The following is a 26609-nucleotide window of genomic DNA, read 5'->3' on the forward strand; positions in this document are numbered from 1 at the left end:
TGCTGCACTCACTCGTCGAAAGGACTTAGTGTGACCTCCTCGGCTTCGCCCGGTGCCGGCCGTTCCGGATCCTCGGACGGTTCGAGCACGGATCCGGCGCCGATCAAGGCGATTCCGCTGCGCCACCCGGGACGCTGGATCACCGCGGTCATCGTCATCGTGTTGTTCGGGCTGTTCGTGTACGGGGCTGCAACCAACCCTGCCTATGGTTGGGGCACGTACGGGCGCTACCTGTTCGACAGCCGGATCGGCAACGGTGTCTGGATCACCGTGCAACTGTTGGTCTACTCGATGGTCATCGCGATCGTGTTGGGCGTCGTCGTCGCGGTCATGCGATTGTCTCCCAACCCGGTGCTGCGCAGTGCCGCGTGGATCTACCTCTGGATCTTTCGCGGGACCCCGATCTACGTCCAGCTCACGTTCTGGGGACTGGTTCCGGTCATCTACCGCGAGGTGGCGCTCGGAATCCCGTTCACCGTTCAGTTGGCGACGTTCGATCTGCAGTCGCTGTACTCGGCGTTCTGGTTCGCGGTGATCGGGCTGGCCCTCAACGAGGCCGCCTACATGGCCGAGATCGTGCGCGCCGGCATCAACTCGGTCGGTGAAGGTCAGGTCGAGGCGTCGACGGCACTCGGCATGTCCTGGTCCCAGACGATGCGTCGGACGGTGTTGCCGCAGGCGATGAGGGTGATCATTCCTCCCACCGGTAATGAAGTGATCAGCATGCTGAAGACCACCTCGCTGGTCATCGCTGTGCCGTTCACGGGTGAGCTGTACGGGCGCGCCCGTGATATCTCGGGAGTGAACTTCGAGCCTGTGCCGCTGCTGCTCGTGGCGTCCACGTGGTACCTGGTGATGACGAGCATCCTGATGGTCGGGCAGTTCTACCTCGAACGCTATTACTCGAAAGGTGTGTCTCGTAAGTTGACCGGTCGCCAGTTGCAGGCCCTCGCCGATGCGCAGGGTGGCAAGCCGTTGCCCGTGCAGCGCTCCAGCGAAGGCGGCCCGTCGTGAGTCCGATGGTCAAAGCGCAGCAGGTGTGCAAGAACTTCGGCGCGCTGCAGGTTCTCAAGGGGATCACCCTCGAGGTCGACAAGGGCCAGGTCCTGTGCATGGTCGGACCGTCGGGATCGGGCAAGTCGACGTTCCTGCGGTGCATCAATCACCTCGAGCAGGTCAATGCCGGCCGGTTGTACGTCGACGACGAGCTCGTCGGGTACGAGGAGAAGAACGGCAAGCTCTACGAACTGCACCCGAAGAGGGCCGCACAGCAGCGCCGTGACATCGGAATGGTCTTCCAGCACTTCAACCTGTTCCCGCACCGAACGGCTTTGGACAACATCGTCGAGGCGCCGACGCAGGTCAAGGGCATCAAGAAAAAGGATGCGACGGCCCGAGCGAAGGAACTACTCGACCGGGTGGGTCTCGCGGACAAGGCCGACGCCTACCCGGCCCAGCTGTCCGGCGGCCAGCAACAGCGGGTAGCGATAGCGCGGGCACTGGCGATGGACCCCAAGCTCATGTTGTTCGACGAGCCGACGTCCGCACTCGACCCCGAGCTGGTCGGCGAAGTCCTGGGAGTCATGAAAGAACTCGCGCGCGACGGAATGACCATGGTCGTGGTGACTCACGAGATGGGCTTCGCCCGTGAAGTTGCGGACCAACTGGTGTTCATGGACGGCGGCGTCGTCGTCGAATCGGGCGACCCGAGATCTGTTCTGTCCAACCCGCAGCACGAGCGGACGCAGGCGTTCCTGTCGAAGCTGCTCTAGCTCGGTTTCCGAGCGCTGAAGATCGCGGTTCCGGGGAAGAGCTGACCGCGGAGTGGGCTCCACTGACCCCACTCGCGGTCCAGCCACTCCGGCCAGTCCGGTTCGACGATGTCCACGACCTCGAGTCCGGCGCCGACGATCTCGCGGACCCGGTCTCCGATCGTGCGATGGTGCTCGACGTACGTCGGCACGCCGTCGGCATCGAACTCGACGTACGGAGTTCGGTCGAAGTAGGGGATCGTCGCTGTCAGTCCGACCGGTCCCGGATCGTCGGGGAAGATCCACCTCATCGGGTGGTTCACCGCGAACACCCAGATTCCGCCGGGACGAAGTACGCGCGCGACTTCCTTCATCACCCCGGCGGAGTTCGCCACGAACGGCACGGCACCGAAAGCCGAGCATGCGATGTCGAAACTCGAATCGAGGAACGGAAGCGCCTCGGCGCTCGCCTGCACCAGCGGAACGTGATCGCCCGCGGCGGCCATGGCATCGACGCCGGTGCGCAGCATCCCTGCCGAAATATCCAGGCCGACGGCGCGGGCCCCCTGGGCGCCGAGCCACCGAGCACACGGCGCGGACCCGCAGCCCACTTCGAGGACATCTCGTCCGGACACGTCGCCGAGCAGGTGCACGTCGCCCTCGTGAAGACCTTCGGGGCACCAGACGAACTCTCCACGTTCGGACCCGACACCCAGAAACTCCCCGTGAGTGCGGTGGTACTCGTCGGCGTCGGAATCCCACCACGATCGGCTGGCTCGGTCGCTTGCCTCGGAGTCGATACGCGCACGGCCCGGGACGGCGGGAGACTGCGGGGTGTCGGTCACCGGAAACACGTTAGCTGGATTGCTCGAGCGTGGTGCTGTCGCGTTTGCCCACCTGTGACCTGGTCGAGTACCCTTACTGACGCGAGTGTGTTCACGCTGCCCCTGATCCGTCGAGGTTCGAGGGTGCGCGGGAACATTTTCGTTCTCGATCTGTTCTTGCATCACGAGCAGTAGGTGTCTTTCGACGCATACGGTTCTCGTTCTGTTCAGAACTACGTTCTACAGTCCGACCGAACATCCATCAACCGATACCCAACCCGTCCGGAGCAACTCAACACATGCCCTCAACCACAACCTCACCGCAGGTAGCCGTCAACGACATCGGCTCCGCAGAGGATTTTCTCGCCGCTATCGACGCCACGATCAAGTACTTCAACGATGGTGACATCGTCGAAGGCACCATCGTCAAGGTCGACCGCGACGAGGTTCTGCTCGACATCGGTTACAAGACCGAAGGCGTCATCCCTTCCCGTGAGCTCTCCATCAAGCACGACGTCGACCCCAACGAGGTCGTCTCCGTGGGCGATGAGGTCGAAGCTCTCGTCCTCACCAAGGAGGACAAGGAAGGCCGCCTGATCCTGTCCAAGAAGCGTGCGCAGTACGAGCGCGCCTGGGGCACGATCGAAGAGCTCAAGGAGAAGGACGAGGCCGTCAAGGGCACCGTCATCGAGGTCGTCAAGGGTGGACTCATCCTCGACATCGGTCTCCGTGGCTTCCTTCCCGCCTCGCTCGTCGAGATGCGTCGCGTCCGCGACCTCCAGCCGTACGTCGGCAAGGAGATCGAGGCCAAGATCATCGAGCTCGACAAGAACCGCAACAACGTGGTCCTGTCGCGCCGCGCATGGCTCGAGCAGACCCAGTCCGAGGTTCGCAGCGAGTTCCTGCACCAGCTCCAGAAGGGCCAGGTCCGCAAGGGCGTCGTGTCCTCCATCGTCAACTTCGGTGCCTTCGTGGACCTGGGTGGCGTCGACGGACTCGTGCACGTCTCCGAACTGTCCTGGAAGCACATCGACCACCCCTCCGAGGTTGTCGAGGTCGGCACCGAGGTCACCGTCGAGGTTCTCGACGTCGACCTGGACCGCGAGCGCGTGTCACTGTCGCTCAAGGCAACGCAGGAAGATCCGTGGCGCCAGTTCGCTCGCACCCACGCGATCGGCCAGATCGTGCCCGGCAAGGTCACCAAGCTCGTTCCGTTCGGCGCATTCGTTCGCGTCGAAGAGGGCATCGAGGGCCTCGTGCACATCTCCGAGCTGGCCGAGCGCCACGTGGAGGTCCCGGACCAGGTCGTCGGCGTCGGCGACGATGCACTCGTCAAGGTCATCGACATCGATCTCGAGCGTCGTCGTATCTCGCTGAGCCTCAAGCAGGCCAACGAGGACTACGCAGAAGAGTTCGACCCGTCCAAGTACGGAATGGCCGACTCGTACGACGAGCAGGGCAACTACATCTTTCCCGAGGGCTTCGACTCCGAGACCAACGAATGGCTCGAAGGCTACGAAAAGCAGCGTGAAGAGTGGGAAGGCCGCTACGCCGAGGCAGAGCGTCGCCACAAGATGCACACCGCTCAGATGGAGAAGACGGCCAAGGACGAAGCTGCCGAAGCCGCCAACACCAACTACTCCTCCGAGTCGGGTCAGGTTGCCGACGCCGAAGGTGATGCTCCCGCAGCATCCGCTCCGGCATCGACCGGCGGATCACTCGCCAGCGACGCACAGCTCGCTGCACTGCGTGAGAAGCTGTCGGGCAACGCCTGATAGACACTGTCCACCCCTAGGGGTGTGACCACAGCCCCGGCCCTCCCTTCGAGGGCCGGGGCTTCGTCGTTCGCCCCACCTCCTTCGAGACCGAATGTGCCGTTCGGTCACTTGAAGTGACCGAATGTTCCGTTCGGTCACCGAAGGGGCGGGAGGTGGTGCATCCGGGAAAACAAGAATGGACCCGATTCCGCGAGGGAATACGGGTCCATCGTCGTTTCGACGGGGTGGCTCAGCCTGCGACGGCGGGACTCCACTGAGCGACGGCGCCTGTCCGCTTGCGCATGGACGCGAAGCTGTGACGAGCCGGGCTGAGCAGGTTGGTGAACCAGTTGCGCCGATGGTCGGCCAACGCCAGGGCAACCTCGGGGATCAGAATGACGTGAACTCCCGATTCCATGCCGAGACGGTGCCGACCCGGTTGGATCTGATTGCTTCGCATCGAAAGTCCTTTTCGCTAGCAGTGGGTCGGCAAATACTTATCTCGCACGACGAAGATAACGGACACGGAGCCGAACCTGGTGCATTTGAGGCTGGTGTGCTTCGGCGTGTTTCGGTGAGAGACTGGGGACATGTTGAGACTCGGCCTCACCGGAGGCATCGGAGCAGGGAAGTCGACCGTGTCGAAGAGGCTGGCGGAGTTGGGCGGGGTGCTCGTCGACGCCGACGTGATCGCTCGGGAAGTCGTCGAGCCCGGGACTGTGGGTCTGCAGGAGTTGGTGGAGGCGTTCGGCGACGACATTCTGGCTGCCGATGGCTCGCTCGATCGGCCGGCGTTGGCGGCCAAGGCATTCGGTGACGATGCCTCTCGCGCGACGTTGAACTCGATCGTCCATCCGCTCGTCGGGAAGCGTACTGCCGAAATCATCGAGGGCGCCGCGGACGATGCCGTCGTGATTCAGGACATCCCACTTCTGGTGGAAGGCAAGATGGGTGCGCTGTTCCAACTCGTCGCTGTCGTGTTCGCCGATGCCGAGGAGCGGGTGGAACGACTTGTAGGCCAGCGGAAGATGCCGGAGACGGATGCGCGGGCCAGGATTGCTGCTCAGGCAACGGACGAACAACGCCGCGCGGCGGCGGATATCTGGATCGACAACAGCGGCGCTCCGGATGATCTCGACGACGTGGTGCGTGATCTGTGGACCGAGCGCCTGGTGCCGTTCGAGAGGAACATCAGAGACGGCGTGATCGTCAGAACACATCCTGAACTCGTTCCGGCAGATCCTCGGTGGGCAGCTCAGGCCGAGCGCATCAAGGCGCGCATCGCGGTTGCGGCTGGAAGTTCAGCTGTGAGAATCGATCACATCGGCTCGACGGCGGTGCCCGGTCTCGACGCCAAGGACGTCATCGACATCCAGGTCACCGTCGCGAGTCTCGACGACGCGGATGCACTCGCGGAACCGTTGCGTCGGATAGGGTTTCCCCGCAACGCCAACATCACCGCGGACAACCCCAAGCCCGCCTACGGAATCGGCGGTGAGGCTGATCCTGCGTTGTGGACCAAGCGTTTCCACGGTTCGGCGGACCCGGGCCGGACGGCCAACATCCACATCCGCGTCGACGGGTGGCCAGGGCAGCAGTTCGCGCTCGTCTTCCGTGACTGGCTGATCGCCGATGTCGACGCGACCGCCGAGTATCTGGAAATCAAGCGCGCCGCTGATTTCGCGGCCAAGGATCGGTCCGATTACCAGTCCGCGATCGAGGCTTACGTCGGCGTGAAGGAGCCCTGGTTCGACCGAGCCTACGTGCGCGCCTGGGAATGGGCGGAGCGCACGGGTTGGAAGGCCTGAGAGCGAGCTCGTTCCCCGCTGCCGCATGAATGGACCATGCAAGCCGGCAGACCGTATGAATGGAACTTTCAAGCGATGGCGTCCCGCGCTGGAGCGAACCTCCGAAGCACTCCAGTCGTGTGGATGATCCGTTCGAGCGGTAGGGGACCGAACCCTCGTACGTGAGACCTCGACTTCTGCGTGACCTCAAGTGTTGCGTGGACGCCAGGTCGTGGGCATGCCCAGGGAGTCGAGCCAGGCGTCGAGGTCGTAGTCGTGGGAGGCGAGGCCGGCGACGGCGAGGACGGAGCGGTTGACTGCGAGGTCGGCGGTTGCGGTGTCGAGGTGGCCCTCGACTCTGGCTTCGAGGAGTTCGTCGGCGTCGAGGTAGTCGAATCCTCGTCCGGTGCGGACGCTGAGGTCGAGGTAGTGGTCGACGGAGGTCCAGGCGTCGACGCCGGGTGTGAACTCGCCGATGTCGATGTAGTAGTCCTGGTCGCGTTCGCTTCCTGGGGTGTAGTGGAAGATCGAGGCGCGCAGCCCGAGGCTGGGCAGTAGCCAGGACTGCAGGTAGTCGAATTGTGGGTGGTCGGACGGCCGCGCCATGTAGAGGCCCCACGGTTCGACGCGGTACTCGTCCACCGGGCGCACGAATCCCTTCGGGTCGGTGTTGGTGAGACCGACGACGTCGAAGTACTCGACCTTCGGTGGGTGGACGTGTACGTGTGGTGCCGCGGCGGGTGCGTCCATGGGTGAACAAATTACCTGGACGCGGCTCGAAAGGAACCTGTCGGTGGTCGCGTCTACCCTGGTTTCATGGCGTTTGCATCCGAACATCCCGTGGTGGCTCATTCCGAACACCGTCCGGTCGGAGAGATCGAACGGACGGGTCCGGCGTTCGAGGTTGTCAGTGAGCACAAGCCTGCCGGTGACCAGCCGACGGCTATCGCCGAGCTGGAACGCAGGATCAAGGCCGACGAGAAGGACGTGGTCCTCCTCGGTGCCACCGGAACGGGTAAGTCGGCGACCACGGCGTGGTTGATCGAGAAGTTGCAGCGGCCGACGTTGGTGATGGCGCCCAACAAGACGTTGGCGGCGCAGCTGGCCAACGAGCTTCGCGACATGCTGCCGAACAATGCGGTCGAGTACTTCGTCTCCTACTACGACTACTACCAACCCGAGGCGTACATCGCTCAGACGGACACCTACATCGAGAAGGACTCGTCGATCAACGACGACGTCGAGCGGCTGCGGCATTCCGCGACGGCAAACCTGTTGTCCAGGCGGGACGTCGTCGTGGTCGCGTCGGTGTCGTGCATCTACGGCCTCGGTACCCCGCAGTCGTACGTGGATCGCTCCATCGAATTGCAGGTCGGCGTCGAGGTGCCCCGGGACGCACTGCTGAGGCTCCTCGTGGATGTTCAGTACACGCGCAACGACATGGCGTTCACACGCGGATCGTTCCGGGTGCGCGGCGATACGGTCGAGATCATCCCGTCCTACGAGGAGCTGGCGGTTCGCATCGAGTTCTTCGGGGACGAGATCGAGGCGCTGTACTACTTGCATCCGTTGACCGGTGACACCGTCCGCCAGGTCGATTCCGTCCGTATTTTCCCGGCGACGCACTACGTTGCCGGTCCGGAGCGGATGGAGAAGGCGGTCGCGAACATCGAATTGGAGTTGGAGGAGCGCCTCGCCGAGTTGGAGAACAAGGGCAAATTGCTCGAGGCCCAGCGACTTCGCATGCGCACGCAGTACGACCTGGAGATGATCAAGCAGGTCGGGTTCTGTTCGGGCATCGAGAACTACTCGCGTCACATCGACGGCCGCGGACCGGGTACCGCTCCGGCGACGTTGATCGATTACTTCCCGGAGGATTTTCTTCTCGTCATCGACGAGTCCCACGTGACGGTGCCGCAGATCGGCGCGATGTACGAGGGCGACATGTCGAGGAAGCGCAACTTGGTGGAGTTCGGGTTCCGGCTTCCCTCGGCAACGGACAATCGACCGTTGACCTGGGAAGAGTTCACGCAGCGTATCGGTCAGACGGTGTATCTGTCGGCGACGCCCGGCAAATACGAGTTGGGGCAGACGGGCGGAGAGTTCGTCGAGCAGGTCATCAGGCCCACCGGTCTCGTCGATCCCAAGGTCGTGGTCAAGCCCACCAAGGGGCAGATCGACGACTTGGTTCACGAGATCCGCGAGCGCGCGGACAAGGACGAGCGCATCCTCGTCACCACGTTGACCAAGAAGATGGCCGAGGACCTGACGGATTATCTGCTCGAGCTCGGCATCCGCGTCCGGTACCTCCACTCGGACATCGACACCCTCCGGCGCGTCGAGCTTCTCCGTCAGCTCCGCCTGGGCGAGTACGACGTTCTGATCGGAATCAACTTGCTTCGTGAGGGACTCGACCTTCCCGAGGTGTCCTTGGTCGCGATTCTCGACGCGGACAAGGAAGGGTTCCTGCGGAGCGGCACCAGCTTGGTCCAGACCATCGGTCGTGCGGCACGTAACGTCTCGGGCGAAGTCCACATGTACGCGGACAAGATGACGGACTCGATGACGTATGCCATCGAGGAGACCGAGCGGCGACGTGAGAAGCAGATCGCGTACAACCTCGAGAAGGGTGTCGATCCTCAGCCACTGCGCAAGAAGATCGCCGACATCCTGGATCAGGTGTACGAGGAAGCCGAGGACACCGAGGAGTCGGTCGAGATCGGCGGCTCCGGGCGTAACGCGAGTCGTGGGCGCCGTGCGCAGGGGGAGAAGGGCAGGGCCGTCAGCTCGGGTGTCTACGAGGGCCAGGACGTCAAGTCGATGCCGCGTGCAGAGCTTGCGGCCTTGGTCCAGAATCTCACCGATCAGATGATGAACGCCGCCCGCGAGTTGCAGTTCGAGCTTGCCGGACGACTGCGCGACGAGATCCAGGATCTGAAGAAGGAGCTGCGCGGAATGGACGCGGCCGGGTTGAAGTAACCGGCTTTCGCTACGGTTCAACCCATGGATGCTTCCACTGCCGGCCGGAGTGCCCGCGCACTCGAACTTCTGCACTCGTTGAGCTATTTCGTCCCGGAGACCCAGGACGCCTTGTCGGGGGCAGGCCTGGAGGGGCGTGCGCCGTACTTCGCCGGTCGTGCGGCTCCGCTGGGGGCTGTCGGTGCGGGCGTGGTGGCCGCAACGTTCTACAACTTCAATCGTGAACTGATCGAGCCGTTGGTACCCGCGGCGTGGAAAGCGGTGTCGCCGGAACGAGTCGTCGAGATCCGTTACCGAGCTGTCGGTGACGCCTACACCCGTCTGTTGGGGCAAGACGTGGTGTCGTCACATGCCATGGCCGAGGCCGCCGAGTTGGCATCGATCGCGGCGAGCCACATTCCCGGCGACGACGGACGTCCCCTGTACGCCGCGTACGCCGAGCTCGACTGGCCCGAGGTGCCCCACCTTCGTTTCTGGCACGCGTTGACGCTTCTCCGTGAGCACCGGGGCGACGGACATATCGCGGCACTGCAGACAGCCGAGTTGAGCGGAATTCAGGCGCTCATCACGCACACTGCAACGGGCAAGGGGTTCGAGAAGGAATTCGCTCGGAAGCGTCGCGGGTGGTCGACCGAACAGTGGAACGACGGCCTGGACTCTCTTCGGGACCGTGAGATCGTAGACGCGGACGGTGCGCTCACCGAACACGGCAACGACCTCCGCGAGCTGGTGGAGGACATCACCAACGACTTGGCCCTCGCGCCCTGGGCTGCTCTCGGTGAGGAGGGCGCAGCGCGCCTCGTAGAGCTCGCGACACCGTGGCGGGACACGGTCATCGATCAGGGCGTGTTCCCGAACGGTGTGTTCAACAAGAAGTAGGCCAGGTGTCGGTCAGCTGGTGATGTCCTTCGTCGAGAATCGCTGCCAGGCCGCAACTCCGAAGACCGCCGCGTAGGCAAGGGCCGAGAAGGATCCGACGACCATGTCGTTCCATTCGATCGTGGGCGACAATGCGTCGATCCACGTGTTCGCGTAATGACCCGGCAGGTAATTGCGCAGCGAGCCGAGGGCGGTGATCTGGTCGAGGATCTGCATCAGGATGGAGGTCATCACCGCGCCGCCGACGGCTCCGAGCGGTGCATCGGTCAGGACCGAGAGCAACATCGCCAGGCCCGCGACCCACGACAGGTTGATGCAGATGTAGAGCACGGCAATCGCCAAGCGGCCCAGAGCCTCGGTGTAGGACAAGCCGTCGCCGAACGGTGTCACCAGTGGTTCGGCGCCGTACAGCACCGTGCCGAGGGCTAGGGACACCACTACCAGCGTGACGATCGCCGCGATGGACAGCGTTGCGGACACCAATGCTTTCTGCATCAGCAGGCGTGTGCGCGGAACCGGGATCGCCAGCAGATATCGGAGTGACGACCAGGACGCCTCGCTGGCCACCGAATCGCCGAAGAACAGCGCGACGACGACGATGAGCAGAAATCCGACGGACATGAACAGTGCGAACACGGTGAAGTTGACGCCTCCGCGCGTGCCGAGCTCGATGAGGCCGCCTGCATCGGAGTCCGCCGAGTTGCTGCCCACCGCGAACGCGATCGCCAGGATCACCGGGAGCAGGGCGAGAAATCCGATCGAGAGCTGTGTCCGACGTCGCCCGAACTGGCGTCGCAGTTCGGTCCGGAACGGGAGCGTCTTTCCAGCCGAGTAGCCGTCCACTCGTCCATCCGAATGCGCGCTCATGGGGTCTCCTTGGTCGACGCCGCGGGCAGGGCGTCGTTGTGGACGAGGTCGAGGAACACGTCTTCGAGTCGCGTCGACTGCGAGAGGCTGCGAAGCTGCAGCCCGTCGTCGAACAGCGCCCGGGTGACCCGTGCAGGGTCGAGCGCGCCGAGGTCGACTCGGAGTGTCGTGTCGTCGACGACGGCTGGGTGCAGGTCGAGCCGTTCGAGAACGCGCGCGCCGCGCTCTGCGTCGTCGACGCGCACTTCGGTCTGGCCTTTGGCTTCGGTCAGTTCGCGGACGGTGCCGGAGCTGATGACCGAGCCGCGGTTCATGACCACGACGTGGGTGCATGTCTGTTCGACCTCGGCCAGCAGGTGGCTCGAAACCAGCACGGTACGTCCTGTCTTCGCGTAGTTGATCAGGACGTCACGCATCGTGCGGATCTGGGGCGGATCGAGACCGTTGGTGGGTTCGTCGAGGACCATCAGGTCCGGTAGTCCCAGCATCGCCTGCGCGATGGCCAGACGTTGCCGCATGCCTTGGCTGTAGGACTTCACCTTGCGTTCGATGGCGGCGCCGAGATCGGCGATCTCCAACGCCTCCTCCAGGTGGGCGTCCTCGGGCGGTCTACCGGTCGCCTGCCAGTACAGCCGCAGGTTCTCCTTGCCGCTGAGGTGTGGGAGGAAGCCGGATCCTTCGACGAAGGATCCGAGGCGGGACAACACCGGCGATCCTGGTGACACCTTGTGTCCGAACACCCGGATTTCACCCGCGGTCGGAGTAATGAGACCCATGAGCATGCGCAGTGTCGTCGTCTTGCCTGCCCCGTTCGGACCGAGGAGACCCAGCACCTGGCCCTTCTTCACCTCGAAGCCCACGCCGTTCACGGCTTTGAAACCGTTGGAGTAGGTCTTCTCGAGTCCGGTGATGACAAGAGGTGTCTCGACGAGTGACTCGTCGACCTCGGCGACGATCCTGCGGCGTCCCCGAACGACGTTGACGCCGATCAGCGCGGCCACCGCGAGTGCGATCACACCGATACCGACGAGCGGAGCCGTCGGCACGGAACTGCTGCTCGTCGACGTGCCTTCGACGGACGGGACCGACAGGGTCGGGTCATCGAGGGACACGACGAATTGGGCCGGCTCGAGCGGGACCGCGTAGGCCTGATCGGTCGTCGACACGGAGATCTCGATGTGGTGGCCCTGTGGAACTGCATAGCTGATGCCCGGCAGCGTGACGGTGACGGGGATCGACCCTTCCGTGGCGGTACTCGGCAGTCTCACGGCAGCGACGCCGCCACCGGGAAGCGTGCGGCGACCGTCGGGCGCGACGTCGTAGAGCTTGACGAAGACAACTGCTTCCTGGGGCTGAGCGAATGCACCGATGCGGAGATTCACACGCGACGAGCCTGTGATGTTGAGTGGTTCGGCGAGTGGCGTGCCCTCGAACGTGGCCGACTGACCGGGAATGTCGGCCGACAGCGCAGCACCCGCCGGAGTAGCGGTCAGGGCGGACAGAGCCGAACCGAGACCGGGGACGGACGAGATCGCCGACGGGGATGCGCCCGGTGGCCTCACGATGGTCTGCTCGGCCGGAGGAGGGGCCTGCGCCGAAGGATCCTCCTGCGCGCCGTCCGCGGTGGCCGCGGATTTCGGGGACAGATCGACATCGACGAATTGTGCCGACGACGGCTTCGGGTCGCCCGCGAGGCCTGGGTAGTCCGGGGCGGTCATCCGGCGGTTCCGCGCTCGTTCCTGTTCGACGGCGGATCCTTGTACGGCATAGTTGAACGGTTGTTCGCTGCTCTCGGCGGCGTCCGTGCCGCGGAGCTTCGCGTCGAGGAAGTCCTTCATCGCGTTGTCGGAGCCGCCGTTGGTTCCGCCCCCGTCGTGCCCACCGCCGAACCACCGGACCTCCACGTCACCGCCGGCCTCCGAAATCTGGCGGGCGGTCGTGTCGGCCTGGTCGAGTCCGAACAGCGTGTCCTGCAGACCCTGCACGAGAAGCGTCGGGGCTGTGATGTTCGACGCGACGGCTGTGGGTGAGTGCGCGCTGAGGAGAGCGAGTAGTTCGGGTGTCGGCTCTCCGGTCACCGCAGACTGCGCGTACGCGGCACAGAATTCGGGCGCGAAACGGCCGCAGCCCGTCGAGGTCGCGTCGGCGCCGCCGCTGGTGTCCGGCGGCGGCGTGCTTCCGGCGCCGAAGAACACGCCCGCCCATCCTCGTTTGAGGACACCGGGTCCTCCGTACACGGATCCGGCGGGTGAGTCGATCGCGGCCAGTGAGGCGCGTGCTTCGTCGCTGGTGACGCCGTAGTTGGGGAACAGGGCCTGGCCGAGGTCGTTCCACGTGATGGCTGCGGCGACCGCGTCGATGCGTGGATCGGTTCCGGCGACACTCAGGGCGAGCGCGCCACCGTACGAGCCTCCCGCGACACCGACACGTGGATCGCCGGGGCCATCGAGGAGAGTTTCGGGCCGCTCGGCGAGCCAGTCGATCAATGCGCGGCCGTCCGCGACTTCACCGTCCGGGTCGTTGAGGGAAATTGCTCCTCCGCTGTCACCGAAGCCGCGTGCACTGTAGGTGAGCACGAGAAAACCGTCAGCGGCAAGCGAGCGAGCTTGGCCGTCGACCGACAGTTTGTCGCCGCCGAATCCGTGGGCCAGCAACACGGCAGGCGCGGGCGTCACCTCGGGCACGTACAGGCGGGCATCCAGATCGATCGTCTCGGCACTGCCCAGGGCCTCCGGTACGGTGATCCTCGTGTCGAGGGTGGACGCCGCATCCTGGGAGGCGGGGGAGCGGAATACGAAGAAGATCGAGACAGCCAGAACGATCGCAACGAGAAGTACGGCGAACGCGGCGGTTCCGGGCGACCGAAGCGGCCGGGGGATGTGCATGTGAACCAATGTATGTGAGGCGCGAGAGTCGTGTTGTCGGCGAACTCCGCCTCACATCCGGCGGATGCAGATAGGGTCATCGAAACGGGTACGGGGACGGGCAGATCGGCTTGTGATCGACCACGACCGCACCCGTAGAAGCATCGTCGAATGTGTGACAGAACACCTACAACTGGAGGAATGAATGAGTGCCTATCGCACCGTCGTCGTCGGAACCGATGGGTCCGAGTCGTCATTGCGCGCAGTGGAGAAGGCTGCGTCGATCGCCGGCGACGCGGACGCGACGCTGGTGATCGCCTGCGCTTACTATCCGGCCGATCCCAAGGACACAGGCAAGGCAGCCGATGCGTTGCGCGAGGATGCGTACCAGATCACCGGTTCCGCTCCGACGCACGACATCCTCCGGACAGCGCGTGAGCATGCGGTCAAGGCAGGCGCGAAGAACATCGACGAGCGTGCGATCGTCGGCGCCCCCGTCGAGTCCTTGCTTCAGCTGGTCGACGATGTGAAGGGGGATCTGCTCGTCGTCGGAAACCGCGGACTCAATTCGCTGACCGGTCGGTTGCTGGGTTCCGTCCCGTCCGACGCAGCGAGGAAGTCCACCAGCGACGTCCTCATCGTTCACACCGTCAGGTAGACGAGATCACTGTGGCCCGGCGGACTGCCCGCCGGGCCACAGTCGTGCGGTCAGGTACTGCGTGGGTCAGTGGACGAGGGCCTCGAACGGTGCGAGCGAGCGGAGTTCGACGGGCAGCGGACGGCTGTGCACGACACCCAGACGCTGCGTCGCGCGCGTCAGAGCGACGTAGAGATCACTCATGCCCATGGGGGATTCGTCGACGATGTCCGAGGGCTCGACGATGAGAACCGAGTCGAATTCCAGTCCCTTCGCGTCCTTGACCGTCGACACCGTCACGGTGTCCGATCTCAGATGCGCGAACGTGTCGACTCTGTCGTGGGGTGCCAGCACGACGCTGATGCCTGGGCGTGGGTGCTCGGCAAGACGCTGTTCGACGGTGCGCGGCAACGAGGTCTCGGCGACTTCCTGCGCCCACGGCACGTTGCCGGAATCTCGTACCGATCGTGGCACCGACTGAACCGGGTCGATGGCCGCGAGAACGTCACGGGCGACGGTCATGATTTCCGACGGCGTTCGGTAGTTGACCGTCAGCTCCGTCTTCTTCCACCGCTGTGCGACATACGGTTCCAGTACTCGAGCCCACGACGTGGTACCGGCGGGGTCGCCGGTCTGAGCTACGTCTCCGACGAGGGTCATCCACCGATTCGGTATGCGCCGCATGACCATTCGCCACGCCATGTCGGACAGTTCCTGAGCCTCGTCGACGATGACGTGCCCGTACGTCCAGGTGCGGTCACCGGCGGCGCGTTCGGCCGTGGTGAGACGTGCCCCGGAGTCCTGTCGGCTGGCGAGCTGACTCGCGTCGATCAGGTCGTATGCCATCAGAATTTCGGGGTCGAGCTCGTCTTCGAGATCCTGCGGTGCGGACCCCGTGAGGATGTCCAGTGCTCCCTGCGCGTCGGCGATTTGGTTGCGCCACTGACGATTTGCTTGTTCGCGTTCCGCGTTGTCGTCGATGCCGAGCAATTCGGCGAGTTCGTCCAGCAACGGTGCGTCGGCGGACGAGAATCCGCGTCCGCGTCGGACCAATGCGTCACGCTCCGCGGGGGTGAGGTCCGGCGCAGCCGACGCGATCCGGTCCGGGGAAGCGAACAGGTCTCGGAGTACTTGCTGGGGAGTGAGATCCGGCCACAGCTCGTCGATCGCCGCCATGACGTCGGCGTCTTCCTTCATCTCGTCCCGCATGTCGGCGATGTCGTCCCGGCTGAGAAGGCTGCCACCGTCGACCACGTTCTCACCCAACTTCGCCGCCAGTTGTTGTGCGAGCCCGTCCACGACGGACGCCACGAACAGCGGCCGCGCCAGGTTGTGGGGCCGCCGAGACGATCTGGCCCGGCCCCGAGCACGGGTGACGATCTTGCGGTCGAGGGTGATGTCGTAGGTGTCGAAACGCAGTCGCTTCGGTTCCGACGGCACCTCTTGGCGATCGCGTACCGCCTTGGTGAGCACCGCGACCATCGACGTCGATCCCTTGACCTGTGCAGCGAGTGTGGAGTCCTCGAGCGTCGCCCGCACCCCCGGGTAGAGGTTGCCGATGGTGGAGAGCAGCACTCCGGTCTCGCCGAGCGAGGGGAGTACTTGGCCGATGTAGTCCAGGAATGTGGCGTTCGGCCCGATGATCAGCACACCGCTCTTGGCGAGCTGCTGACGATAGGTGTAGAGCAAGTACGCGGCACGGTGAAGTGCCACGGCGGTCTTACCGGTACCGGGCCCTCCCTGCACCACCAGCACACTGCGGTGCTCGGAGCGAATGATGGCGTCCTGTTCGCTCTGAATCGTCTCGACGATGTCGTTCATCTGCCCCGTGCGGGCCGCGTCCAGAGCCGACAACAACGCGCTCTCGCCGGCGACACCGGTGGAATCGGAACTCAGGCCGACTTCCTGCGCGGCGGCGAGATCGAGGTACTCGTCGGCCAAAGACGTGACCCGACGACTCCTCGTGCGGATGTGGCGCCGACGAAGCACGTTCTCCGGCGCAGCAGGCGTGGCGAGGTAGAACGGGCGGGCCATGGGCGCACGCCAGTCGAGCAGCAGGGTTTCGTAGTCGTTGGCCTCGTCGAGAATCCCGACGCGGCCGACGTAGCGGACCGGCGAGTCGTCACCGTCGGTGGACAGGTCGATCCGTCCGAAGCACAGGCCGTTCTCGGCGGCGTCGTACTTCGCGATGTCGTCGGTGTAGAGATGCGTGAACGATTCCCGTTCACTTCGCGCCTGCGGTGTGCCCCCGGTTTCGAGCAGGACGGTGCTGAGCCGATTCTGTGCGTACTTCCGTAGGGCGTCGAGTTGGTCGTAGAGCATTGTGACGTAGGACTGCTCGCGATCCTGGTCGGTCATGTGCTGATCGCTGGTGACCGAAAGGCCGTCGTCCGGCAAAGGTTCTCCTCGGGAGTTCGGCGAATAGATGCGCGAAAATCGCCCAAGTAGTCTACGACGAACGAGAGCCCCACCGCAGAACTGCTGCTCGCGGATGGGGCTCTCGGGTCGGTTGGACCTACTTGGAGTACTTCTGCACGCGCTTGTCGAGCTCCTTGCGTGCCTTCTCGACCTTCTTGTCCAGCTTCGCGCGAGCCTTCTCGGTTGCCTTGTCGAACTCACGGCTCTGCTTCTCCGCGCGCTTGCGTGCGCGGTTGCTCAGGGTCTCCGTGCGGTCCGCAGCCAGCTCCGCCAGTTTGCTTCCGCGTTCCTGAGCGACGTCGGCGAACTCCGCCGCACGCGCCGACGCCACGTCGGCCCATTTTCCGCTTCGGTCCTGGGCGGCATCGACGAGGTCTGCACCGCGATCGGCGGCGGTCTCGGCCCACTTGGAGCCGCGCTTCTGGGCCAGCTCGGCCAGCTCTGCGCCGCGGTCCGCGGCTTCCTCGGCCAGCTGCGAACCACGCTTCTGTGCCTTCTTCGCGAGTTTCGAGCCACGCTTCTGAGCGAGTTCGGTCAGTTCCTCGCTGCGATCGGCGGCCGTCTCGGCCCACTTGGAACCGCGCTTCTGCGCGACCTTCGCCAGATCCTGTCCACGATCGGCTGCTTCCTCGGCGAGCTTCGAGCCGCGCTTCTGCGCGACCTCGGCGAGGTCGTGGCCCCGGTCTGCGGCCTTGTGGGCCCATCGTGAGATGACCGGCTGGGCGGCGTCGGCGAAGTCGGATCCCTTGTCCGCCGCGACGTCGGCCCAGTGCGACACGACGGGCTGTGCTGCCTCGGCGAGATCGGAACTCTTCTCGGCAGCGACGTCGGCCCACTTCGAGACGACCGGCTGTGCTGCCTCGGCGAGGTCCGCGCTACGGCTCGCAGCCACCGAAGCGATCTCGCGGATGCGGCCGGTGGCGGCACCGAGGTGGTCGGCGGTGTCGTGAGTCCCCGGCAATGCCGAGACGACGGATTCCTGCGCCTTGCGTGCAGCCCTACGTCCACGCCATGCGAGAGACGGCTTGCCCTCGGTGTCGACGGCGGCGATCAGAAGACCACCGAGCAAGCTGACGTTCTTGAAGAACTGGGTGCGCTGTGCGGCCTTCGCGGCGGGATCGGTTTCGTTCCAGAAGGCGTGGCCCGCGACAGTGGTGGGCACGAGGCTGCCTGCCAGAGCGAGCGACGCGATCCGCGGGGCCTTGCCCGTCGCCAGGAGGATTCCACCGCCGACCTGAATCGCGCCGTTGATGCGGACGAGGGTCTCGGGATCGCTCGGCACGTTCGATGTGACGCTGTCAGGAAGTGTGTCCTGCCCCTGCTCGATCAGGGGTGCCGCAACCTTCGCCTTTCCGGCGGGGTTACGCAGCGCGTCGATCCCTCCGGCGATGAAGATGGTCGACATCAGCGGACGAGCGATACGGCGGACCAGCATTGACAGCCTCCTGGATGGGTCGATGAACGTCGATGTTCGACGCGGACACCCCTCCGAGGACAGGTGCCTGCGCCGCTCCACCGTATCCATACCCGGGGTTCGGGCATCTCAAGCGCGCCGAGAAGATCACCAGCCGCGCGAGCGCCACTCGTCCAGCGATCCACGCTCGGCGCCGAGCGTGGTGTCCTTGCCGTGCCCTGGATAGACGACGGTGTCGTCCCCGTACTCGTCGAACAGTTTCGACGAGACGTCGTCGAGCAACTGCGTGAAATCCTCGGGTGTGGAGGTCTTTCCGACACCGCCGGGGAACAACGAGTCGCCGGTGAAGAGATGCGTGACACCGGACTTGCCGTCCGTGAGAGCGAGCGCGATGGACCCGGGTGTGTGACCACGCAGGTGAATCGCTTTCAGTGTGAGGCTGCCCACCTCGATGGTGTCGCCGTCGGCCAACAGGCGGTCCGGGGCGACCGGCAGCGGTTCCGCATCCAAGGTGTGTGCAGCCGTGGGCGACGCCGTTCCGCCTGCGATGTCCTCGAGCGCCTGCCAGTGATCCGCATGCTGGTGAGTCGTGACGATCAAGCTCAGGGTCGGCGCGTTCTCGTCGATGAGCTGTGACAGGCGCTCGGCCTCGTTGGCGGCGTCGATGAGAAGCGACTCGCCGCTGGTGGAACAAACGACGAGGTAGGAGTTGTTGTCCATCGGGCCGACCGACATCTTCGTGATCGTGCCGCCGGAGATCTGCCGTCGCTGAGGCGTCGATCCCGGGGAAACCGCGCCGGTGTACTGGTCGTCGATGACCATGAGGTGCTCGTCCATTGCGAGGAGGCTACCGTCGGCGCGAGCACGTTGCCTGTTCGACCCTGTGTAAGTCCTGGGCCTTGCGTAGCCACCGAGTGCTGCGGCGCCGAGCAAACGTGTCGGTGGGTCGGCCTAGCATTGCTCGTGCGTGAACTGGATCTTCACGTGTGCATCACAACAGCATCGGTTGGATCGGTTCGGTCGGTGGTACCCGAGAGTCGTCGGTATCGGCGTCCGATGTTCGAAGACTTCCGAAAAGAAGGGAAAATTGTGGCGGATCGCCTGGTCGTTCGAGGTGCGCGGGAACACAACCTGCGGGGGGTCGATATCGACCTGCCGCGCAACAGTCTCGTGGTCTTCACCGGGCTCTCGGGTTCGGGTAAGTCGTCGCTGGCGTTCGACACCATTTTCGCGGAAGGTCAGCGACGCTACGTCGAATCGCTGTCTGCCTATGCCCGTCAGTTCCTCGGTCAGATGGACAAGCCGGACGTCGATTTCATCGAGGGTCTGTCGCCCGCAGTGTCCATCGATCAGAAGTCGACCAACCGCAACCCGCGCTCGACCGTCGGCACCATCACCGAGGTGTACGACTATCTACGTCTGCTCTTCGCGCGCGCCGGCACGGCTCACTGCCCGGTGTGTGGGGAGAAGATCGCCAAGCAGACACCTCAGCAAATCGTGGACCAGGTGCTCGCGATGGAGGAGGGCATCAAGTTCCAGGTGCTCGCTCCGGTTGTCCGTACGCGCAAGGGCGAATTCGTCGACCTGTTCGAGTCGCTGAACACTCAGGGCTACTCGCGAGTCCGCGTCGACGGCGTGGTGCACCAGTTGACCGATCCCCCCAAGCTCAAGAAGCAAGAAAAGCACGACATCGAGGTCGTGGTCGACCGCCTCACGGTGAAAGCCAGTTCGAAGCAGCGGTTGACGGACTCGGTCGAGACGGCGCTACGCCTCGCCGACGGGATCGTCGTCCTGGATTTCGTCGACATCGACGAGAACTCGCCCGATCGCGAGCGTCGCTTCTCCGAGAAATTGGCCTGCCCCAACGCGCATCCGCTGTCGATCGACGATCTCGAGCCCCGGTCGTTCTCGTTCAACTCGCCCTACGGCGCGTGTTCGGAGTGCCTCGGGCTCGGTGTGCGCAAAGAGGTCGACCCGGATCTGGTGGTACCGGACCCGGATCTGTCCCTGGCCGACGGTGCCATTGCGCCGTGGTCGATGGGCCAGACATCGGAGTACTTCGGTCGGCTGCTGTCCGGGTTGTCGGACGCAATGGGCTTCGACCTGGACGCGCCCTGGAACAAGCTGCCCGCGAAGGTGAAGCGCGCTGTCCTGGAGGGCAGCGAGCACCAAGTGCACGTCAAGTACAAGAACCGGTACGGGCGTACCCGTTCTTACTACGCGGAGTTCGAGGGCGTCATGCCCTTCCTGCATCGCCGGCTGGAACAGACAGAATCCGAGCAGATGAAGGAACGCTACGACGGGTACATGCGTGACGTCCCGTGCCCGGCGTGCGGTGGCGATCGTCTTCGGCCGGAAATCCTCTCGGTCACCATCGAGGCCGGGGGATTCGGGGCGAAGTCCATCGCCGACGTCTGCCGTCTGTCCATTTCCGACACCGCCGACTTCCTGAACAGCCTCACCCTCGGGGCCAAGGAAGAGGCCATTGCAGGTCAGGTCCTTCGGGAGGTCCAGGCCAGGCTCGGGTTCCTGCTCGACGTCGGCCTCGAATACCTCTCGCTGTCCCGCGCAGCCGGTTCCCTCTCCGGCGGAGAGGCTCAACGCATCAGGCTCGCCACGCAGATCGGATCCGGTCTCGTCGGCGTCCTGTACGTCCTCGACGAGCCGTCCATCGGCCTGCACCAACGGGACAACCGTCGACTCATCGACACCCTCACACGACTACGAGATCTCGGGAACACCCTGATCGTCGTCGAGCACGACGAGGACACCATCCGTACGTCCGACTGGGTCGTCGACATCGGACCGCAGGCGGGCGAGCACGGCGGACGCGTCGTACACAGCGGGTCCTACCAGGACCTGCTGAAGAACGAGGAGTCCCTGACGGGTGCCTACCTCGCGGGTCGCCTCGAGATCCCGCTGCCCGACCTCCGGCGTGTGGTGGACAAGAAGCGTCAGGTCACCGTCGTCGGTGCTCGCGAGCACAACCTCAAGGGCATCGACGTCAGTTTCCCGCTCGGTGTGCTCACCTCGGTCACCGGCGTATCGGGATCGGGAAAGTCGACGCTCGTGAACGACATTCTCGCGACGGTCATGGCGAACAAGCTCAACGGTGCTCGACAGGTCCCCGGACGGCACACGCGAATCAACGGACTCGACCAGCTGGACAAGCTGGTGCGAGTCGACCAGTCGCCCATCGGGCGCACGCCCCGCTCCAATGCGGCCACGTACACCGGTGTGTTCGACAAGATCCGAACGTTGTTCGCGGCCACTACCGAGGCGAAGGTGCGCGGGTACCAACCAGGCCGATTCTCGTTCAACGTCAAGGGCGGTCGGTGCGAGGCATGCTCGGGCGACGGGACGCTGAAGATCGAGATGAACTTCCTTCCCGACGTGTACGTCCCGTGCGAGGTGTGCAACGGAGCTCGCTACAACCGCGAGACACTCGAAGTGCACTACAAGGGAAAGACCATCTCCGAGGTACTGGACATGCCGATCGAAGAGGCAGCCGAGTTCTTCGAGCCCATCACGTCCATCCACCGTTACCTCAAGACCTTGGTCGAGGTCGGCCTCGGTTACGTCCGGCTCGGTCAGCCGGCGACCACGCTGTCCGGTGGTGAAGCGCAGCGAGTGAAGCTGGCGTCCGAGCTGCAGAAACGCTCCACCGGTCGGACCGTCTACATTCTCGACGAACCGACGACCGGCCTGCATTTCGAGGACATCCGCAAACTGCTCGGCGTCGTCAACGGACTGGTGGACAAAGGCAACACCGTCATCGTCATCGAGCACAATCTCGACGTCATCAAGGTGTCGGACTGGATCATCGACATGGGTCCGGAAGGCGGTTCCGGCGGAGGCACCGTCGTGGCCCAGGGCAACCCCGAAGAGGTCGCTGCAGTGCCGGAGAGCTACACCGGCAAGTTCCTGCAGGAGGCTCTCACCCGCGAGCCTGTGAAGGAAACCAAGAAGGCACCGGTCAAGAAGCGGCGTCCCCGCAAAGCCGCAGCCGTCTGACCTCCCCGACCGTCTCTGCACCGAACGTCACATTCGCTCCGGTTCTTCCCGCTCTTTCCGGAGCGAATGTGCCGTTCAGTCACTTCAAGTGACCGAACGGCACATTCGGTCCCTCCAAGTGACCAGACGGCACGTTCAGTCCCTTCAAGTGACCAGACGGCACGTTCAGTCCCTTCAAGTGACCAGACGGCACGTTCGGTCCGACAGGGGAGCGGGTGATCAGTACACCGGCCCCGTGTATTTCTCGCCGGGACCCTTGCCGGGCTCGTCGGGGTAGGCGGAGTTTTCGCGGAAGGCTTTCTGCAGTGCCTGGAGTCCTTCGCGGATGGGGCCTGCGTGGGGTCCGAGGTATTCGACCGAGGAGGTGACGAGTCCTGCGAGGGCGGTGATGACTCGTCGGGCTTCGTCGAGGTCGAGGTGGGGGCTGGAGGAAGGGTCGGCTTCGGACAGTCCGAGTTTTTCGGCTGCGGAGCTCATCAGCATCACGGCGGCGCGGCTGATCACCTCGACGGCGGGGACGTCGGCGAGTTCGCGGACGTCCGGCTCGTCGGCATGTTCGGGGTTGCTCATGTCTACGAGGATGTCACGGCGATGGTGAACAGCGTCCGCCAGCGCCGATTCGGCGAACAGCCTGGTCGGCTGGTACAGTTCTTCAACGACCGTCTTCGACGCGTTCTCCAGCTGGGGATTGTTACTCGAAGGCAGCAAGTGGAGCCCGACTCCCACCGGCTTTCAGCTCAGGTTGATTCCGGTCCGGTCACTCGGACAGGCGCCGTAGAGGCGCAGTGCCGAGCTTCCTCGCGAGAGGGGATGTGCATCGCGTGCGGTGTTCGTCCGGCCGGTCGACTTCGGGCCCTGCTTCAGCGGAAATGCTGAGCAGGGTTTTTGCGTTGTACGGGTCAGTGCCGCAAGGCATGGACGTCCCGGCGGCGCCGTCGTCGTAGGACAAGCGGGCAGGCGGGCTGTGCCAGGCGGTCGGCTCGACCCCACATCGCACTACCTAGGAGGCCCCATCAGCACTGAGACTCGCATTAACGACAACATCCGTGTTCGCGAGGTTCGTCTAGTCGGACCGGGCGGTGAACAGGTTGGCATCGTGCGTGTTGAAGATGCACTCCGCTTGGCTCTCGAAGCCGATCTCGATCTCGTAGAAGTGGCTCCCGACGCTCGTCCGCCGGTCTGCAAGATCATGGACTACGGGAAGTTCAAGTACGAGGCAGCACAGAAGGCGCGTGAATCGCGCAAGAACCAGACTCTGACGGTGATCAAGGAGCAGAAGCTCCGCCCGAAGATCGACGCACACGACTACGAGACCAAGAAGCGAAACGTCGTTCGCTTCCTCGAAGCCGGCTCGAAGGTCAAGGTCACCATCATGTTCCGCGGACGCGAGCAGTCGCGTCCCGAGCTCGGCTTCCGCCTGCTCCAGCGTTTGGGAGCGGATGTAGCTGATCTCGGCTTCGTGGAAACGTCCGCGAAGCAGGACGGACGCAACATGACGATGGTCCTTGCCCCTCACAAGGGTGCCAAGACTCGCGTCAAGGCGCAGGAGAGCGCGGCAGCTCCGCCGGCTCAGCGTGCGGCAGCTCCGGCTCCGGCCGCCGAGCCCGCACCTGCCGAGCCTGCAGCGGGAGATGCTCCGGCTGCGGCGACGCCGCCGAGCTCCTGAACCAAGCACGACCAGTAAGACGATCCGTGCCGGTGATCACCGGCACGGATCGTGCCGAGCAAGACCGAAGAGCAACACAGAACTGAGGACTCCATGCCCAAGCAGAAGACCCACAGTGGCGCCAAGAAGCGATTCAAGGTGTCCGGCAGCGGCAAGATCCTGCGTCAGAAGGCCGGCCGTCGCCACCTGCTGGAGCACAAGGCCACCAAGGTGACCCGCCGTCTCGACGGCGTTGCAGTCGTCACGAAGGCTGACGAGCCGCGGATCAAGCGCCTGCTCGGCATCTGATCTGGACTTCGTAGTCGGCGCACTTCGCCGGCGTCATCCCATACCATTCGGGGTTGTGTGACTAGCCCCCAGATCGACAGGATTTACCAGTGGCACGCGTAAAAAGGGCGGTCAACGCCCAGAAGAAGCGCCGTTCGATTCTCGAAGCGTCCAAGGGCTACCGCGGACAGCGCTCACGTCTGTACACCAAGGCCAAGGAGCAGCAGCTCCACTCGCTCACCTACGCATACCGCGACCGCAAGGCTCGCAAGGGTGACTTCCGCAAGCTGTGGATCACGCGTATCAACGCTGCAGCTCGCGCCAACGACATCACGTACAACCGCTTCGTTCAGGGTCTGAAGGCCGCAGGCGTCGAGGTCGATCGCAAGATCCTCGCCGAGCTCGCAGTCTCGGACGCTGCTGCATTCGCTTCCTTGGTGGATATCGCCAAGGCTGCACTGCCTGCCGACGTCAACGCTCCTGCCGGAGAAGCAGCCTGAGTAGGTTGACGCACGACGATCTCGATCCGAAACGACCCGTGGACACGCTCACCGAGCGAACGCCACGGGTCGTTTCGGCTGTGAAGCTCCTTCGCGCCTCCGAGCGAAAGAAGACGGGTCTTTTCCTCGCCGAGGGCACCAACTCCGTCGCCGAGGCGTTGCACGCCGGCGTCGCGCGCGAGGTGTTCTTTCGCGAGGACTCGGCAGACCGCAACGGTGTCGTGCTCGACCTCGCGCGCACGACGGGCGTTCCGGTTCACGCGATCACCGAACGCGCCGCCAAGGGCCTGTCGGACACGGTGACTCCGCCTGGGGTGGTTGCGGTGTGCCGCACCGTCGATGTGGATGTCCGGGTGGCTCTCGCCGGAACCCCGCAGCTGGTGGCTGTTCCTGTGGAGGTGTCCGAACCGGGCAACGCCGGAACTGTCATACGGGTCGCCGACGCAGTGGGTGCGGACTCGGTGATTCTGCTCGGAGATGCCGTCGATCCGCACAACGGCAAGTGCGTTCGTGCGTCGGCGGGCAGTGTGTTCCATCTCCCGATCGCTCGCGAGCGGTCGGTGAACGTCGGGCTCGATGCGCTGCGTGCGGCCGGCGTCACGATTCTCGCGACGGCAGCCGACGGTGATGTGGACCTCGACGATGCGGACGAGCTCCTGAGCCGACCGACGGCGTGGTTGTTCGGCAACGAAGCGCACGGGTTGGCACCCGCGGTTGCAGCGGCTGCGGACCATCGCGTCAGAATTCCGATTCACGGCCGAGCCGAAAGCCTGAACCTGGCGACGGCGGCGGCGATCTGCCTCTACGCTAGCGCGCGAGCTCAGCGCAGGTCCGGGCATAAATGACTTTGTCGCTCGCCTAGAATCGTCCTTCAGGGACATCAATCCACACCATCAAGGAGTTGCAGCACTCGTGGCGAAGAAAGAAGCCGACAACGCCCAGCCGGTAGATCCGAGCGTGCTCGAGCCGGCTGCGCTCGATGCCGCCGCCGACGGGGCCGAGAAGGCTTTTGCCGCTGCTCGTGATCTGGACGAGTTGACGCAGGTGAAGATCGAGCACATCGGCAACCGGGCGCCGCTCGCGTTGGCGCAGCGTGCTCTGGGATCGATCCCGGGTGATCGGAAGGCCGATGCCGGTAAGCGAGTGAAGGTCGCGCGCGATCGCGTACAGAAGGCTTTCGATGCTCGCCGCGAGGTTCTGCTCGCCGAGCGCGATGCCGCGATCCTCGTCGCCGAGACCATCGACGTGACCCTGCCGTCGACGCGTCGTCCGGTCGGTGCTCGGCACCCGATCACGATCATTGCCGATCAAGTTGCCGACGTGTTCGTTGCGATGGGGTGGGAGGTCGAGGAAGGCCCGGAGGTCGAGACCGAGCATTTCAATTTCGACGCCTTGAACTTCTTGCCGGACCATCCTGCTCGAACGATGCAGGACACGTTCCACATCGCACCGGAGGGGTCGCGCCAGGTTCTTCGTACGCATACGTCGCCGGTGCAGGTGCGGTCGATGTTGTCGCGTGAGGTGCCCATCTACGTCGTCTGCCCTGGGCGGACGTTCCGCACCGACGAACTGGACACAACGCATACCCCGGTGTTCCATCAGGTCGAGGGCCTCGCAATCGACAAGGGTCTGACGATGGCGAACCTACGCGGCACGCTCGATGCTTTCGCTCGGGCGCTGTTCGGCGAGGAGACTCGTACTCGTATGCGGCCCAACTACTTTCCGTTCACCGAGCCGTCCGCCGAGGTCGATGTCTGGTTCCCGAAGAAGAAGGGCGGGCCGGGCTGGGTCGAGTGGGGCGGCTGCGGAATGGTCAACCCGAAGGTGCTGCGGGCCAGCGGTATCGACCCGGAGGTGTACTCGGGCTTCGCCTTCGGTATGGGTCTGGAGCGAACGCTGCAGTTCCGCAACGACATTCCCGACATGCGGGACATCGTCGAGGGTGACATTCGTTTCACCATCCCCTTCGGCGTCGACGCCTGATC

At 64.4% G+C, this 26609-nt stretch carries 22 protein-coding genes; 13 read left to right on the top strand and 9 right to left on the bottom strand.

From position 1 onward, the window contains the following. The first annotated feature begins 30 nt into the window (after nt 1-30). Both H292_RS0115940 and H292_RS0115945 read left to right on the top strand, forming a co-directional pair. Nucleotides 31-1014, top strand: a complete 984-nt coding sequence (locus H292_RS0115940) for an amino acid ABC transporter permease (protein ID WP_020112037.1) — start codon at nt 31-33, stop codon at nt 1012-1014. A gap of 5 nt (nt 1015-1019) precedes the next feature. Further along, nucleotides 1020-1772, top strand: coding sequence for an amino acid ABC transporter ATP-binding protein (locus tag H292_RS0115945; protein WP_019665826.1), 753 nt, complete (start codon nt 1020-1022; stop codon nt 1770-1772). On the opposite strand, the gene H292_RS0115950 is transcribed toward H292_RS0115945, so the two are convergent. After that, nucleotides 1769-2605, bottom strand: coding sequence for a class I SAM-dependent methyltransferase (locus H292_RS0115950; RefSeq protein WP_019665825.1), 837 nt, complete (start codon nt 2603-2605; stop codon nt 1769-1771). The genes H292_RS0115945 and H292_RS0115950 overlap by 4 nt on opposite strands. Nucleotides 2606-2874: 269 nt before the next feature. Between H292_RS0115950 and rpsA the strand changes: the two genes are divergently transcribed. Beyond that, nucleotides 2875-4350, top strand: coding sequence for a 30S ribosomal protein S1 (rpsA, locus tag H292_RS0115960; protein ID WP_019665824.1), 1476 nt, complete (start codon nt 2875-2877; stop codon nt 4348-4350). A gap of 232 nt (nt 4351-4582) precedes the next feature. Here rpsA and H292_RS0115965 read toward each other — a convergent pair whose 3' ends face one another. Beyond that, a complete protein-coding gene (locus H292_RS0115965; RefSeq protein WP_019665823.1) occupies nt 4583-4792 on the bottom strand; it encodes a hypothetical protein in 210 nt (69 codons plus the stop codon). 130 nt (nt 4793-4922) lie between these two features. On the opposite strand from H292_RS0115965, the gene coaE reads away from it, so the two are divergent. Continuing rightward, nucleotides 4923-6140, top strand: a complete 1218-nt coding sequence (gene coaE / locus H292_RS0115970; protein ID WP_019665822.1) for a dephospho-CoA kinase — start codon at nt 4923-4925, stop codon at nt 6138-6140. Between the two features lie 186 nt (nt 6141-6326). On the opposite strand, the gene H292_RS0115975 is transcribed toward coaE, so the two are convergent. After that, entirely contained in the window at nt 6327-6869 is a 543-nt protein-coding gene (locus tag H292_RS0115975; RefSeq protein ID WP_020112038.1) for a DUF402 domain-containing protein, read from the bottom strand. Between the two features lie 66 nt (nt 6870-6935). On the opposite strand from H292_RS0115975, the gene uvrB reads away from it, so the two are divergent. Next, entirely contained in the window at nt 6936-9098 is a 2163-nt protein-coding gene (gene uvrB / locus H292_RS0115980; protein ID WP_019665820.1) for an excinuclease ABC subunit UvrB, read from the top strand. Nucleotides 9099-9122: 24 nt separating this feature from the next. Continuing rightward, on the top strand, nt 9123-9977 hold the full coding sequence (locus H292_RS0115985) for an SCO6745 family protein (RefSeq protein ID WP_020112039.1): 855 nt from the start codon (nt 9123-9125) through the stop codon (nt 9975-9977). Between the two features lie 12 nt (nt 9978-9989). On the opposite strand, the gene H292_RS0115990 is transcribed toward H292_RS0115985, so the two are convergent. Further along, on the bottom strand, nt 9990-10844 hold the full coding sequence (locus H292_RS0115990) for an ABC transporter permease (RefSeq protein ID WP_020112040.1): 855 nt from the start codon (nt 10842-10844) through the stop codon (nt 9990-9992). Next, nucleotides 10841-13729, bottom strand: a complete 2889-nt coding sequence (locus tag H292_RS0115995) for an alpha/beta fold hydrolase (RefSeq protein ID WP_020112041.1) — start codon at nt 13727-13729, stop codon at nt 10841-10843. The genes H292_RS0115990 and H292_RS0115995 overlap by 4 nt, the downstream gene beginning before the upstream one ends. Nucleotides 13730-13913: 184 nt before the next feature. Between H292_RS0115995 and H292_RS0116000 the strand changes: the two genes are divergently transcribed. Further along, on the top strand, nt 13914-14366 hold the full coding sequence (locus H292_RS0116000; RefSeq protein ID WP_020112042.1) for a universal stress protein: 453 nt from the start codon (nt 13914-13916) through the stop codon (nt 14364-14366). 66 nt (nt 14367-14432) lie between these two features. Here H292_RS0116000 and H292_RS0116005 read toward each other — a convergent pair whose 3' ends face one another. The 3 genes from H292_RS0116005 to H292_RS0116015 all read right to left on the bottom strand — a co-directional run bounded on the left by H292_RS0116005 (nt 14433) and on the right by H292_RS0116015 (nt 19014). Next, complete coding sequence (locus H292_RS0116005) at nt 14433-16742, bottom strand: HelD family protein (RefSeq protein ID WP_020112043.1); 2310 nt, start codon at nt 16740-16742, stop codon at nt 14433-14435. A gap of 118 nt (nt 16743-16860) precedes the next feature. Then, nucleotides 16861-18198, bottom strand: a complete 1338-nt coding sequence (locus tag H292_RS0116010; protein ID WP_019665814.1) for a DoxX family protein — start codon at nt 18196-18198, stop codon at nt 16861-16863. A gap of 126 nt (nt 18199-18324) precedes the next feature. Continuing rightward, on the bottom strand, nt 18325-19014 hold the full coding sequence (locus H292_RS0116015) for an MBL fold metallo-hydrolase (RefSeq protein ID WP_020112044.1): 690 nt from the start codon (nt 19012-19014) through the stop codon (nt 18325-18327). 252 nt (nt 19015-19266) lie between these two features. On the opposite strand from H292_RS0116015, the gene uvrA reads away from it, so the two are divergent. Next, nucleotides 19267-22191, top strand: a complete 2925-nt coding sequence (gene uvrA, locus H292_RS0116020; RefSeq protein ID WP_019665812.1) for an excinuclease ABC subunit UvrA — start codon at nt 19267-19269, stop codon at nt 22189-22191. Between the two features lie 219 nt (nt 22192-22410). Here uvrA and H292_RS0116025 read toward each other — a convergent pair whose 3' ends face one another. Further along, the gene (locus tag H292_RS0116025) at nt 22411-22761 is read right to left on the bottom strand and encodes a DUF1844 domain-containing protein (protein WP_026347894.1); all 351 of its coding nucleotides are present in this window, start codon (nt 22759-22761) and stop codon (nt 22411-22413) included. Nucleotides 22762-23155: 394 nt separating this feature from the next. On the opposite strand from H292_RS0116025, the gene infC reads away from it, so the two are divergent. The 5 genes from infC to pheS all read left to right on the top strand — a co-directional run bounded on the left by infC (nt 23156) and on the right by pheS (nt 26607). Continuing rightward, entirely contained in the window at nt 23156-23857 is a 702-nt protein-coding gene (gene infC, locus H292_RS0116030; protein ID WP_020112045.1) for a translation initiation factor IF-3, read from the top strand. A gap of 93 nt (nt 23858-23950) precedes the next feature. Next, nucleotides 23951-24145 (top strand): 50S ribosomal protein L35, encoded by a 195-nt coding sequence (rpmI, locus tag H292_RS0116035; RefSeq protein WP_019665809.1) that lies wholly within the window; start codon nt 23951-23953, stop codon nt 24143-24145. Between the two features lie 89 nt (nt 24146-24234). Next, nucleotides 24235-24624: a 50S ribosomal protein L20 gene (gene rplT, locus H292_RS0116040; RefSeq protein ID WP_020112046.1), complete on the top strand. Its 390-nt coding sequence runs from the start codon at nt 24235-24237 to the stop codon at nt 24622-24624. A gap of 38 nt (nt 24625-24662) precedes the next feature. Further along, nucleotides 24663-25469, top strand: a complete 807-nt coding sequence (locus H292_RS0116045; protein ID WP_027498865.1) for a TrmH family RNA methyltransferase — start codon at nt 24663-24665, stop codon at nt 25467-25469. Nucleotides 25470-25536: 67 nt separating this feature from the next. Then, complete coding sequence (gene pheS, locus H292_RS0116050; protein ID WP_020112048.1) at nt 25537-26607, top strand: phenylalanine--tRNA ligase subunit alpha; 1071 nt, start codon at nt 25537-25539, stop codon at nt 26605-26607. The last annotated feature ends 2 nt before the right edge of the window (nt 26608-26609 follow it).

Source organism: Rhodococcus sp. 114MFTsu3.1 (assembly GCF_000383555.1).
GTDB classification, from domain to species: domain Bacteria; phylum Actinomycetota; class Actinomycetes; order Mycobacteriales; family Mycobacteriaceae; genus Rhodococcoides; species Rhodococcoides fascians_E.

Excerpts from the sequence above, each read along its gene's own strand:
- H292_RS0115945 (WP_019665826.1), top strand. The coding sequence starts at position 1,020 with ATGGTCAAAGCGCAGCAGGTGTGCAAGAACTTCGGCGCGCTGCAGGTT.
- rpsA (WP_019665824.1), top strand. The coding sequence starts at position 2,875 with ATGCCCTCAACCACAACCTCACCGCAGGTAGCCGTCAACGACATCGGC.
- H292_RS0115965 (WP_019665823.1), bottom strand. The coding sequence starts at position 4,792 with ATGCGAAGCAATCAGATCCAACCGGGTCGGCACCGTCTCGGCATGGAA.
- coaE (WP_019665822.1), top strand. The coding sequence starts at position 4,923 with ATGTTGAGACTCGGCCTCACCGGAGGCATCGGAGCAGGGAAGTCGACC.
- H292_RS0115975 (WP_020112038.1), bottom strand. The coding sequence starts at position 6,869 with ATGGACGCACCCGCCGCGGCACCACACGTACACGTCCACCCACCGAAG.
- uvrB (WP_019665820.1), top strand. The coding sequence starts at position 6,936 with ATGGCGTTTGCATCCGAACATCCCGTGGTGGCTCATTCCGAACACCGT.
- H292_RS0115985 (WP_020112039.1), top strand. The coding sequence starts at position 9,123 with ATGGATGCTTCCACTGCCGGCCGGAGTGCCCGCGCACTCGAACTTCTG.
- H292_RS0115990 (WP_020112040.1), bottom strand. The coding sequence starts at position 10,844 with ATGAGCGCGCATTCGGATGGACGAGTGGACGGCTACTCGGCTGGAAAG.
- H292_RS0115995 (WP_020112041.1), bottom strand. The coding sequence starts at position 13,729 with ATGCACATCCCCCGGCCGCTTCGGTCGCCCGGAACCGCCGCGTTCGCC.
- H292_RS0116000 (WP_020112042.1), top strand. The coding sequence starts at position 13,914 with ATGAGTGCCTATCGCACCGTCGTCGTCGGAACCGATGGGTCCGAGTCG.
- H292_RS0116010 (WP_019665814.1), bottom strand. The coding sequence starts at position 18,198 with ATGCTGGTCCGCCGTATCGCTCGTCCGCTGATGTCGACCATCTTCATC.
- H292_RS0116015 (WP_020112044.1), bottom strand. The coding sequence starts at position 19,014 with ATGGACGAGCACCTCATGGTCATCGACGACCAGTACACCGGCGCGGTT.
- H292_RS0116025 (WP_026347894.1), bottom strand. The coding sequence starts at position 22,761 with ATGAGCAACCCCGAACATGCCGACGAGCCGGACGTCCGCGAACTCGCC.
- rpmI (WP_019665809.1), top strand. The coding sequence starts at position 23,951 with ATGCCCAAGCAGAAGACCCACAGTGGCGCCAAGAAGCGATTCAAGGTG.